This window comes from Billgrantia sp. Q4P2 (genome assembly GCF_052806135.1).
Window position 1 is genome coordinate 19718 of record NZ_JBRBAI010000022.1, and the last position, 12369, is coordinate 32086.

The following is a 12369-nucleotide window of genomic DNA, read 5'->3' on the forward strand; positions in this document are numbered from 1 at the left end:
GGGGAAAGATGTACAACAAGATTCTACTGTCAGTGGACCTCAACGAGGAGTCCTCCTGGGTCAAGGCACTGCCCACGGCGCTGACCCTGTGCCGCACCTTCGGGGCTTCGCTGCACGTGGTGACGGTGTTGCCGGACTACCACATGCCACTGGTCGGCTCCTACTTCCCGAGCGACTTCGCCAAGAGGGCCCATGAGGCGTTGTCCCAGGCGCAGCACCGTTTCATCGAGGAGCATGTGCCCGACGACATCAAGGTACAGTCGGTGATCGTCGACGGTTCGCCCTGGGAAGCGATCGTCAAGGTGGCCAAGAAGCTCGGGGTCGACCTGATCGTGATGGCCTCGCACAACAAGCGCAAGTTCGCCGATTACGTGCTCGGCCCCAATGCCGAGCATGTGGTGCATCACTCGAAAATGTCGGTGATGATCGTGCGCTGAGCGCCTGCTATGGCATGAAGCGAAGACCCGGCCATCGGCCGGGTCTTCGCTTTCACGCAAGGTGGGCGGGATCGCTCAGGAAACGTTCAGTTCAGCCACATGCCGGGCCGTTTCGCCGGTGTCGTCCTGCCAGGTGAATTCGGCCTCGCCGCTCTCCTGCGGTGCGAGGAAGAAACGCAGGTAGGGATTGGCGGAAACCGACTGGTGCAGCGTTGCCTCGAAGGCGGTAGTACCGTTCAGCGAGACGCTGAAGTGCTCGACGATATGACGCGGCACGCTGGCGCCATCGTCGTCTTCGCGCAGCCCAGTCTCCATGGGGTGGTTGATCAGCGTGCGAATCTCGCCGGGTTCGCCCGCGGCCAGCTCGGACGAGACGCTGACGCGCGGATTGGAGAGCGGGTCCGGCATCTCTCCGCCGTTGCGCATCAGACAGCCGCTCACGGTGACACGCACCTCGCGGGATGTGACGTAGCGCTCGCCCTGGTGGCTGGTGGCGACGGCGATCACTTCCTGGGTCTCGTTGAGCCGCACCCGGGTGGATATTTCCGCTCTGCCATTCAGCGGGGTGAGACGGAAGGTGGCGATCTCGGGCGAGGGGTTGGCATTGGCGAACAGGTCGATCCGCGCGATGTAGTCGCCTTCATCCAGCTCTGCGTCGAAACTGACCGTCAACGGTACCGCAGAGCCGTCCTCGGAGACATGCGGCAGGTCGAGCGTGAGTCCCTGCGTGCGGGGTTCGCTGTCGCCCAGCAGGTGCTGGGCGGCTTCCAGGCGCTGCCAGGCCTCGCTGGCCAGCGCCGGCATGGTGAGCGTGGCAAGGCAAAGGCCTGCCCCGGCGACGGCCAGGTCGCGCAGCAGGCGGCGGCGAGAGACGCCCTGACGAGCGAAACGAAACGAATGCATGGATTCCTCCAGTAGGGTCATGTCTTGGACAGCGCCAGCGGCCCGCGGATTCCCATCCGGGCTCCCAATACGATGCCCGCCAAGGCGACGAAGGAGGTGAGCGACAGGGTAGAAAAGCCCGAGAGGCCCTGGCCGATGGAGCAGCCCAGCGCCATGACGCCACCAGTGCCCATCAAGGCCCCGCCGGCCATGCTGCGCAGCATGTGCGCCGGGGAGTCGAATGCGCGCAGCTCGAAATCGCGCCGTGCCACTGCCATGGCCAGTGCTCCCAGCAGTACGCCGCCCACCACGCTGACGCCGAAGCCGAGGCGAGTGCCGGTGGAGAGCATCAGGTACTGCAGCGACTCGCCGATGGGTGCGACGAAGGTGAGGCTGGCCAGGCGTACCGGCTCGAAGTCGTCGAAACCGAGCACGCCGGTGGTGTACCAGCTGGCTGGGACCAGAGTGCCAATGGCGAGGCCGCCAAGCCAGTCGCGCGGCGAAGCGCGAAAGTCCCGTCCGGCGAATGCCCAGGCCGCCAGGCCTCCACCCACGACAAGGGCCAGCAACCAGCCGGGCAGGCCGATCAGCCGTGGCAGGTCGGGGGTGGGCAGGGTCAGGGTGGTGCCGCTCTCGAGCCACAGGCGCAGGGGGGCAAGCAGGCCGGACAGCCCCATGTAGGCCGCCAGGCCCAGGCACACCAGCACCACGAAGCTGCGCAGGTTGCCGCCGCCGAGCAGAACCAGGGCGCGGGCGCCGCAGCCGTTGGCCAGGGCCATGCCATAGCCGAAGAGCAGGCCACCCAGGGGTACCGCCAGCCACGAAAGCGTGGGTGTCGCATACAGCGAGGCGTCGAGCGATACCAGGTTTGCCGCGGCCAGTCCCTGGCTGCCGAGCAGGGCCACGCCCATGGCCAGGACGAAGGCGCGCAGCTTGCGCGTATCGCCTAGCGTGGTGGCGTTGGAAAGCCCACGCAGCAGGCAGAAGCCGGAGAGCTGGCCAACGGCACCGAAGACCAGGCCGATCGCCAGCCCCGTCCAGACGACCAGCTCGGTATGGCTCATGGTCTACGGCTCCTCAAGCTAAAGTGATGACAATCAAAGGGTTGACGAGCGAAAAGGGCCACCCGCAGGTGACCCGTCGCAATGGCTCAGCGTAGATGGCCGAGCAGTATAGCGCCTGGCTGCGCCAGGGTGTCAGGCCTCGGTACCCCAGGTGTCCTGGCAGATCGCGTTATACCAGCCGACGGCGTACTCGGCTTCCAGGGCGCGAGTGGCATCGGGGGCTCCCAGCGGGCTCAGGCCGCCGGCCCCTTCGACTTCGGCAATGACGCCATCCTGCACGCGATAGACGCCAGCCACCGAGATGCCGTATCCGGGGCCAACCAGGCTATAGCAGGTGTTGGTCCAGTACGCTTCGGGAGCGGGGCGTGATTCCAGCGAGGCGGCAATGGCTGCCGCCACGACCTTGGCCTGAGCGTTGGCACAGAAACCCGATTTGGGCATCGGAGCGGCGACGGCAGCATCACCGATAACGAAGATATCCTGCACCTGCTGCGACTCGAAGGTTTCCGGCTTGACCGGTACCCAGCCGGAGTCGTCGGTCACGCCGGCGCGCTCGGCGATCCAGCCGGCCTTCTGCGGAGGGATCACGTTGAGCACGTCGGCCTGGTGAACGGTGCCGAACTCGGTCTCGACTTCCCGCCGGTCGGCGTCGACCCGGGTCACGCGGCCGTCGCCGGAGAGTCCCACCCATTCGATACGGTCGCCATAGAGCTGCTCCCAGCCCTCCATGAACAGCCCCTGCTTGGAGAAATTGTCCTTGGCGTCGAGGATCAGCACCTTGGATTTCGGCTTGTACTGGGCCAGGTAATTGGCCACCAGGCTGGCGCGCTCATAGGGGCCGGGCGGGCAGCGGAAGGGATTGGCCGGGGCTACCATGACGAAGGTGCCGCCGTCCTCCATGTCTTCCAGCTGGGAGCGCAGCAGCTCCGTCTGCGTGCCGGCCTTCCAGGCATGAGGCGCCTTTTCGGCGGCTTCCTCGTCATAACCTTCCAGCGCGTTCCAGCGGATGTCGATGCCTGGGGAGAGGATGAGCCGGTCGTACTCCAGCTCGCGTCCGGTGGAGAGTCGCACCGTATGGGCGCTGGCGTCGACGTCCTCGGCCATGGCATGAATCACGCGCACGCCGTAGCGATCCTTAAGCTCGTCATAGCCATGCGAGATGGCGTCCATGCTGCGCAGCCCACCCAGGTGAAGGTTGCTGAAGGGGCAGGTATAGAAGGTCTCGGCCGGCTCGATCAGGATGACTTCGATCGCCGGGTTGGCCCGCTTGAGGTACTTGGCCGCGGTGGCGCCGCCGAAGCCGCCTCCCACCACGACCACCTGTCCGGCGTGCTGGCCGCCGATGGCAAAGGGCGTGATGCCACCGACCAGCGGCAGCAGTGAGGCGGCACCCAGGCCTTTGATCAGTTGCCGACGGTCGAGGCCGGAACGTTGGGAATGCTTTGTCATGGCGCGCCTCTCATTCCTGCGGTTCTTGTTCTGTTTCGGAAGCCTGGTCGGCTTGCGGGTCGATGGCGGAAAAATGGCCGGCCAGGGCGGCGAGTTCCTCGTCGGTGAATCCCTTGGCGATACGGTCCATGATGGTGGTGTCGCTCACTTCGTCATGCTTGAACGCGAGCAGTCGCGCCTCCAGAACGGCGGCGGGCCTTCCTGCAATGGTTGGGACACTGCCCACCAGGCGACCGTCGGTGCCATGGCAGTTGGCGCAGGCAGCTGCCATGAGGGAGGTCTGCTCGGAGGAAAAGTTATCCTCGGCAAGACCCGGGGAAGCGACTCCCACGTACAGCAGCACGCCCAGTACCGGTGTGGCCGCCCTGCGAATGGACCGTTTCATCGACAGGCTCCCTGATTGCGTTATTTTTTGGTAAACAATCCGTAAACAGAATGCTAGAGGCAAAAGCGAAGTGCCAGAAAGAATACTTCGGCATTCTCTTATGCCTGAACATGGAGGCTTACTGGCAGCGTGCAATGGGTTCTCTCCTTTCACATTGCCCGCTGCGTTGACAACTTTGCGCGGCACTCTTGTGCGCGGTCAACTACAGTAGAGCTGTATGACAACAAGACGTCGTCCGGACCTCCCGGCCGGAAAGACGCACACATCGTCCTTCTCATGGCGACCAGACGGGGTACGACAATGAATGCAGCCACAAGAAGCGCCGGAAAACCCTCCACTCCCAACGTCAAGATCACTATCAACCCCATCGGCATGGACAGGCCCCGGGCCTGGCTGGTGGCTGGCTTCGAGGATTTCCGCCGGGCAACGGCGGTCAGTCTTGCCTACGGCATGTTCTGGGTCGGCTTGAGTATTGCCGTCACGGCAGGTGCCATCGTGCTCGACCTGTGGCATTGGCTGCTGCCGCTGGTGGCGGGCTTCATGTTCCTGGGCCCGCTGGTGGCGGTCGGTTCCTACGGCATCAGTCGCGCGCTCGAGGAAGGCCGTGCGCCGCATCTCGGCGATGCCTTCGGTGCCTGGCGCCCCCATGCGGGGCAACTGGCCATGATGGGCGTGATGATGATGATCTTCTTTCTGGCCTGGATCCGCCTGGCCACATTGCTGTTCGCGCTCTTCTTCGGCTTCGAGGCGCCGGGGGCGGCGGAACTCTACGCATCGCTGCTGACCACGCCGGACGGGCTTGGCCTGATAGCGGTGGGTACTGCAGCGGGCGCCGTACTGGCGTTCGGCGCCTTTACCATCAGCGTGGTCGCCGTCCCGACGCTGATGGACCAGGACCTGACCTTCATGGAAGGTATCGAAGCCAGCGTGCGTACCGTCGCGCGCAATTTCCGGCCAATGCTGCTGTGGGCCGCCATCCTGACCGGTTGCGTGCTGATCGGTGTGTTGACCTTCTACATCGGCCTGGCGCTGATACTGCCGGTGCTGGGACATGCCAGCTGGCATGCCTACGAGGATCTGGTGCGCTGTGAGCCGGTGGACAAGATAGCCTCGTGAAAATGGATCCGGCAGGGGGGCTTCCCCCTGCCGTTTGAGACGTTTTCTCGTTCTGCCTGAACTTTGCTGGGGTTTCGCGTAGGCTTGGGGGTTTTCAGCGAACACGGAAGCCCAAGATGCCATCATTACGGCCATGTCGCGCAGTCCTGACCCTTAGCCTGCTTCTTTTTTCCAGCACTCCGTGGCTCGTCATGGCTGATCCGTTACCGCCCCCCGAGGGGGAAGTGCTGCTCAGGGTGACGGGCAACATCGACCACCCTAACGTTGGCGATGAGCTGCATCTCGACCGCGAGATGCTGATGTCGCTGTCGCCACGAGTGATCGAGACGAGCACTCCCTGGACCGAGGGCGTCGGTCGCTTCGAGGGGCCGTTGCTTCGCGCCTTGCTGGAGGCGGCCGGCACGGAGAGCGAACACGTGCGAGTGCAGGCGTTGAACGAGTATGGCTTCGAGGTGCCGGTATCGGACTTTTACGACTATGACGTCATCCTGGCCATCGAGCGTGACGGCGAGCGCATCGCGGTACGCGACCTGGGGCCGATGTTCGTGCTCTACCCCTTCGATGATCATCCCGAACTACTCAACGAAACCATCCGCCACCGCTCGGTATGGCACGTGGGCAGCATTCATGTCCCGTGACGCTTACCGAGTCCAGGCACGAGTCGCCGCCGCATGCTGCGCCATCCGCTACGGCTGAAGCTGGGGGCGGCCGCCGCCCTGATGTTCTTCACCGCCGCCCTGGTGGTGGTGGGGCTGGCTGCCTGGCGCCAGGAGGAACTCCATCAGAGCGTGATCGGAGACGCCACCTGGCATGCCTACAAGCTCGACCGGGACATCACTCAGCTGCGTAGCGACCTGGCGTGGAGGGCGGGAAACGCGCGCTCTCTCGAGGCACTGCGTCTGCGTTTCGAGCTGATCTACAGCCGCATCAACATGTTGCAGCGGGGCGACGTCAACCAGCTGTTGGCCGAGTTACCCCTGGCCAACCGGCTCCTGCCCGACCTGATCATGCTCATGGATGATATCGATCTCTTGCTCGACGAGATCGTCCAACTGGAAGAGGAGGAGCGCTGGGTATTGTCCGACCGGCTGGAGCGGGTAGGGGGGCTGACCGAGCAACTGATCATCGCCATCAATGGCCACCTCGCCGAATCGGCGACTCGTGAACGGGAAGTGTTGCAAACGCTCTATGCCCTGCTATTGGCACTCATCCTGGCCATGAGCCTCACCGCAATGCTGGTGGTCGTGTTCCTGGTGCGAGAGGCGCGAGACAATGCCGAGGCGCGTCGTTCACTGGAGGCGTTGAGCCGCGAACTCCAGACCACCGCTCACCGGGCCGAGGCCGCCAGCCAGTCGAAGTCGGAGTTCCTGGCTACGGTCAGCCACGAGATCCGTACGCCACTCAACGGCGTCATCGGCATGAGCGATCTGCTCCTCGACCAGCCGATCGACGCGCAGTCGCGCGAATATGCCCGCACCCTGCACGTCAGCGCAGCTCGCCTGCTGGAACTGATCAACGACATTCTCGATTTCTCCAAGATCGAATCGGGCAAGCTGGAACTCGAGCAGCGTCCGTTCCGGCTGGCTGCGCTGGTCGAGGAGGCCTGCCGGCTCTTCATGCCACGCGCCCAGGCCAAGGGGCTCGAGCTGGTGACCCATGTTGCACCGGCCCTGCCCGAGCAGGTCATGGGGGATCCGGCCCGGCTGAGACAGGTGCTGCTCAACCTGCTCTCCAATGCCATCAAGTTCACCGAGCATGGCGAGGTCCGTGTCGAGGCGACGTCGAGCGAGCAGGGGCGGCTGATCCTGGCAGTCAGCGATACCGGCCCGGGTGTTGCAGAGGACAAGCAGGACTGGCTCTTCGAGCCCTTTCGTCAGGGCGACGCCTCGACGGCAAGGCGCTATGGCGGTACCGGGCTGGGGCTTGCCATCAGTCGGCGCCTGGCGGAAGCCATGGGCGGCATCATAGGGGTGGATAGCAGCCCCGGCCAGGGGAGCCGCTTTTGGATAGAGCTGCCGTTGGAGCCGGCTCATGGCGAGCATGAGCCGGAATCAACCGAGCCGCCGTTGCTGGAATCGACCATGGGTGGCAGGGTGCTGCTGGTCGAAGACAACCCGGTGAACCAGCAGGTGGCGGTGGCGCTGCTCGAGCGCCATGGCTGCAAGGTCACCGTGGCGGACAGCGGAAGAAGGGCGCTGGAGCTGGCTGGTCGCGAGGACTTCGACATGGTCTTCATGGATGTGCAGATGCCCGGCATGGACGGTCTTGAAACCACTCGTCGCCTGCGGGCGGTGGGCGGTTGGTGCGCCAGGGTACCGATCGTGGCCATGACCGCGGGAGGCCCGGGGGCAGAGCGTGAGCGCTGCCTGGCAGCCGGCATGACCGACTACCTGGCCAAGCCGCTGCGGCGCATCGAGCTGGCGGCTTCGTTGAGGTATGGCCTGGCCGGGCCGAGCAAGTCCGGCCAGCGGAGCGTGCAGGTGGAGCAGGGCGTACTGGCTGGTGTCATGGATGAGCACGTGCTGGTTGAACTGCAGGAGTCACTGGGACCGGAGGGGCTCGCCACCCTGTTTACCGTGCATCGCGAACAGTTGCAGCAGCATGCCGAAAACCTGCAGGCGGCCCTGGAGCAGGGCGACATGGTGTCGTTGGCGGAAGGCGCCCACCGGATCAAGGGTGAGTCGGGCAGCCTGGGCGGGCGCCGACTTGCCGAGATCGCCCAGCGCCTGGAGCGATTTGCACGTGCTGGGAATCGTGACGAGGCTGCCATCGAACTCAAGGTCCTGCTGGCCAGCATTCCCGTTACGCTCGTGGCGTTGGAAAGCTGGCTGAACGAGCGCCAGGAAGAGCGCTAGAAGGACGGCCAAGGCCGTCCTGCGCATATCGCGTTGCTCCTTGCAGGCGCACCTTGCAGGCGAAGTGAGGGAAGGCGTCCGTGACGCTAGTCCCTAGCCAGCGTAGGAAAACCCACGGGTGCCATGTAAGCTACGACGCCTTCATACCCCGATGATCAAGCCGATGATTTTCCTTCCCATCACGGCAGCATCGGCTTCCGCTCACGCTTATCGATCCCCAGCCTGGCTTTAACGTTAAAGTTTGCAGCAAACCTGCCGACATAAGCAAAAACTGACATAAGCCAAGCAGGGACGCTCTTATGAATCGGCAGTGCTATCGACTCGTCTTCAACCGGGCCAAGGGCCAGCTCGTCGCCACCTCGGAGCTGGCCGTGGCCTCAGGCAAGTCGCCGGCGGAAGGCGGTAGAGTCGGACGCCGCCGCCGCTCGCTTCGCCAACCTGCCATTGCCGCCACGCTGACGGCGCTGCTGCTCGCCAGCCCAAGCGCACAGGCCAGCATCGCCAGCGACCCCAACGCCCCGGGCAACCAGCGCCCCACCGTGCTGGAAACCGCCAACGGCGTGCCCCAGGTCAACATCCAGACCCCCAGCGCCGCCGGCGTCTCGCGCAACAGCTACCGCCAGTTCGACGTCTCCTCCAAGGGCGCCATCCTCAACAACTCGCGCACCAACACCCAGACCCAGTTGAGCGGCTGGGTGCAGGGCAACCCCAATCTCGCTGGCGGCGAAGCCCGGGTCATCCTCAACGAGGTCAACTCACGCAATCCCAGCCAACTGCGCGGCTACCTGGAAGTGGCCGGCTCGCGGGCCGAAGTGGTCATCGCCAACCCGGCGGGCATCGATGTCAACGGCGCCGGCTTCATCAACGCCAGCCGTGCCACCCTGACCACGGGCACCCCCGAGCTGCGCAACGGCGCACTGACCGGCTATCGCGTGCAGCAAGGCACGGTGACCATCTCCGGTACCGGGCTGGACGCCAGCGGCACCGACTACACCGCGGTACTGGCCCGCGCCGTCGAGGTACAGGGTGGCGTCTGGGCCAACGACCTGAACGTGGTGGCCGGGGCCAACCGGGTCGGCACCGACGGCCAGGTGATCGAACGCCTCGACCCCCAGGGCGACACACCGGAAGTCGCCATCGACGTGGCCCACCTCGGCGGCATGTACGCCGGCAAGATCCGGCTGGTGGCCACCGAGGCCGGCGTCGGGGTCAACCACGCCGGCAACATCGCGGCCACCCACGCCGGCGGCGTGGGCGAAGTGGTCCTCACCGCCGAGGGGCAGATCGTCAACCGCGGGGCGATCACCGCGCAGGGTGATATCCAGCTCACCAGCCAGGCAGGGATCGATAACGTAGACCAAGGCGCCATCCTCGCCCAGGGCGATTTGGAACTCAGTGCTACGGGAGCCCAAGGCCGCATTCACAGCTCGGCGGACGGCATCCTGGCCGCCGGTGTCGACGCCAACACCCTGGCCTTGAACGATGGCGGCCAGCTCACCCTCACCGCCAGCGGTAGCGTCGTCGCCGAAGGCCAGAACCTGGCCGGCGGCGGCTTCCTGGCCGAAGCCGATACCGTCTCGCTGGACGGCAGCGAAACCCAGGCCCGGGATATCTCAGTCACCGCCCGCCGCGGCGATATCGACGCCAGCGGCGCCACCCTCACCGCCAGCGACACCCTCACCGCCAGCGCCAGCGAAACGCTGCGTACCGACGCGGCCAGCGTGCAGGCCGAACGGCTCGACCTCCGCGCTGCGGACCTCTCCAACCGCGACGGGGAACTCGTTCAGGCCGGGAGCGGCACCATGACGCTGGAGGCCCGACAGCTCGATAACCAGAGCGGACTCATCGCCAGCCATGGCGACCTGCAATTGAACATCGAAGAGATCGACAACCGCGCGGGCAGCGTGCTGGCCGCACAGGACCTCGCCGTGCAAGGAGAGAGCCTGAACAACGAAGCCGGCCAACTGGGTGCCGGCGGCGACCTGACGCTGGACGTCACCACGGTCGACAACCGTGACGGGGTGCTCGATGCCGGGAGCGACCTGACCCTCAACGGCGAACGACTCGACAACCGTCAAGGCACGCTGCTGGCCGGCGGCGAGCTCGATCTCACCGTCACGGACCTGGTGGACAACCGTGAAGGTGTTATCGGGGCCACGGGCTCGACCACGCTGCAAGCCGACCAGCTCGAAAACGCCGGCGGCACGGTGATCGGCGATGCGGGGCTTCATGCCACGCTCGGCTCGTTGCACGGCGAGGGAGATATGCTCAGCCAGGGCGATCTCTCTCTCGACCTGGCATCCAGTTACCGGCACGGCAGTAGCGCCCGGCTGCAGGCGGCGGGCGACGTCGCGCTCGACGTCGCAGGCGACCTGATCAACGAAGGCTACCTGGGCAGTGGCGGCAGTCTGCAGCTCCAGGCCCAAAGCCTCGATAACCGCGCCAGCGGTGAGATTGCCGCCGACGATACCCACCTCGCCATCAACGCCACCCTGACCAACCGCGGCCTCATCGACGGCGTGACCACGCGTATCGACGCCACCACCCTCGACAACCTCGGCAGCGGGCGCCTCTACGGCGACCGACTCGGCATCCAGGCCGATACCCTGACCAACCAGCGCGAGGGCGGCCTCTCCCCGGTCATCGCCGCCCGCGAACGGCTCGACCTTGGCGTGGGTCACCTCACCAACCGCGACGAAGCGCTGATCTTCAGCGCCGGCGACATGGCCATCGCGGGTAGCCTGGATGCCAACGGCGACGCAGAAGGCCAAGCCAACCGTATCGACAACAACAGCGCCACCATCGAATCGCTGGGCGATATGAGCATCGCGGCGGATGTGCTGAACAATACCAACGATTATTTCGAGACAAGGCTCGAGTTGGTGGGGGACGGGCCGAGGCAGGTGACTTATCTAAAGCCTAACGGTTGGTCAAGTAAAGTACCAATCGAAGAGTTCCTTCCGGCAACAGCATGTTACGCAAGGCTCTGCTGGCCGGATTATGTTCATAAAATAACAAGAGAGAGGGCTGGGTACTGGCGGGAGTATGAGCTTGAAGTGACTGAGTATGCCAGCGTAATAACCCGCTCTTTACCTGCAGAGATACTGGCAGGTGGAAGCATGGAGATTAGTGGGGGGGGGCTTCTCAACGATAAAAGCAAGATCGTTTCAGGAGGCGCGCTGACTGCATCACTGGCGAAAATCGAGAATATCGAGGCGGTCGGCGAACGAGTGGTGCATGAGTCCGGGAAAGTCAGGTCTAGTTCCTATGAAGTGCATATTGAAGGCACTGATGGGTATTCTTATGCGCAGCGGTATTGGAGCGACTGGGAAAATTACAGGGGTGGCTCAAGTACGACCACGATCGCGCTAAAAGCAGGCGATTTCGGAGGCAACCGCACTCCAGCCAGCACCGGCACCCAGATCGAAGCCGCCCCTGTCATTACCGTCGAAAACTCTTCTCGCGATACCCGCCCCGACGGTGGCGAGGAGAGCGCAGCGCAGCTGCCCCCGCCCCTGGTCAGCACCGTCCCGCCTGCCGTCGTCTTGCCCAGCAACAGCCTGTTCCAGCTCAAGCCCACCGGCCTCCGGCCGCTGGTCGAGACCGATCCGCGCTTCACCAACCAGCGCCAATGGCTCAGCTCCGACTACCTGCTCTCGGCCCTGCACCCCGACCCGGCCATGACCCACAAGCGCCTGGGCGACGGTTTCTATGAGCAGCGCCTGATCCGCGAGCAGGTCACCCAGTTGACCGGCCAGCGCTTCCTCGAAGGCTACGCCGACGATGAGGCACAGTACGCCGCACTGATGAACAACGCCGTGACCTTCGCCCAGGAACACGGCCTGCGCCCCGGCGTGGCCCTTACCGCCGAGCAGATGGCGCAGTTGACCAGCGACATCGTCTGGCTGGTGGAACAGACGGTGACGCTCGAGGACGGCAGCACGGTCAAGGTGCTGGTACCCCAAGTCTACGCCCGGGTGCGAGAAGGCGACCTGCGTGGCGACGGCACCCTGATCGCCGGCAGCTCCCTGGACCTCAACGTGGCCGGCGAGTTGATCAACTCCGGCACGCTGGCCGCCCGCCAGGGCGTGACCGTCGCTGCGGATCGCATCGCCAACCTTAACGGGCGCATCGCCGGCGACGACGTCGCGCTGACGGCCGCCAGCGACCTGTTGCACCGG

9 protein-coding genes are annotated in these 12369 nt (G+C 64.9%); 5 read left to right on the forward strand and 4 right to left on the reverse strand.

The genetic code is table 11. The features are described 5' to 3' along the window. The first annotated feature begins 8 nt into the window (after positions 1 to 8). Positions 9 to 437, forward strand: a complete 429-nt coding sequence (locus ACUY1T_RS21630) for a universal stress protein (RefSeq protein ID WP_446025639.1) — start codon at positions 9 to 11, stop codon at positions 435 to 437. Positions 438 to 512: 75 nt separating this feature from the next. On the opposite strand, the gene soxZ is transcribed toward ACUY1T_RS21630, so the two are convergent. From soxZ to ACUY1T_RS21650, 4 genes are all read right to left on the reverse strand, one after another. Continuing rightward, positions 513 to 1340, reverse strand: coding sequence for a thiosulfate oxidation carrier complex protein SoxZ (soxZ, locus tag ACUY1T_RS21635; RefSeq protein WP_446025640.1), 828 nt, complete (start codon positions 1338 to 1340; stop codon positions 513 to 515). Positions 1341 to 1357: 17 nt separating this feature from the next. Continuing rightward, positions 1358 to 2383: a YeeE/YedE family protein gene (locus tag ACUY1T_RS21640; RefSeq protein WP_446025641.1), complete on the reverse strand. Its 1026-nt coding sequence runs from the start codon at positions 2381 to 2383 to the stop codon at positions 1358 to 1360. A gap of 132 nt (positions 2384 to 2515) precedes the next feature. Then, complete coding sequence (locus ACUY1T_RS21645) at positions 2516 to 3832, reverse strand: FCSD flavin-binding domain-containing protein (protein WP_446025642.1); 1317 nt, start codon at positions 3830 to 3832, stop codon at positions 2516 to 2518. A gap of 10 nt (positions 3833 to 3842) precedes the next feature. Continuing rightward, positions 3843 to 4217: a c-type cytochrome gene (locus tag ACUY1T_RS21650; RefSeq protein ID WP_446025643.1), complete on the reverse strand. Its 375-nt coding sequence runs from the start codon at positions 4215 to 4217 to the stop codon at positions 3843 to 3845. A 300-nt stretch (positions 4218 to 4517) separates the two neighbouring features. Here ACUY1T_RS21650 and ACUY1T_RS21655 point away from each other — a divergent pair, with 300 nt between their 5' ends. The 4 genes from ACUY1T_RS21655 to ACUY1T_RS21670 form a co-directional block, all read left to right on the forward strand. Next, positions 4518 to 5333: a DUF2189 domain-containing protein gene (locus tag ACUY1T_RS21655; protein WP_446025644.1), complete on the forward strand. Its 816-nt coding sequence runs from the start codon at positions 4518 to 4520 to the stop codon at positions 5331 to 5333. A 191-nt stretch (positions 5334 to 5524) separates the two neighbouring features. Beyond that, the gene (locus ACUY1T_RS21660) at positions 5525 to 5971 is read left to right on the forward strand and encodes a molybdopterin-dependent oxidoreductase (protein WP_446025645.1); all 447 of its coding nucleotides are present in this window, start codon (positions 5525 to 5527) and stop codon (positions 5969 to 5971) included. A 33-nt stretch (positions 5972 to 6004) separates the two neighbouring features. Next, on the forward strand, positions 6005 to 8188 hold the full coding sequence (locus tag ACUY1T_RS21665) for an ATP-binding protein (protein WP_446025646.1): 2184 nt from the start codon (positions 6005 to 6007) through the stop codon (positions 8186 to 8188). A 299-nt stretch (positions 8189 to 8487) separates the two neighbouring features. Then, the coding region (locus ACUY1T_RS21670) for a two-partner secretion domain-containing protein (protein WP_446025647.1) at positions 8488 to 12369 on the forward strand (3882 nt) is incomplete at its 3' end.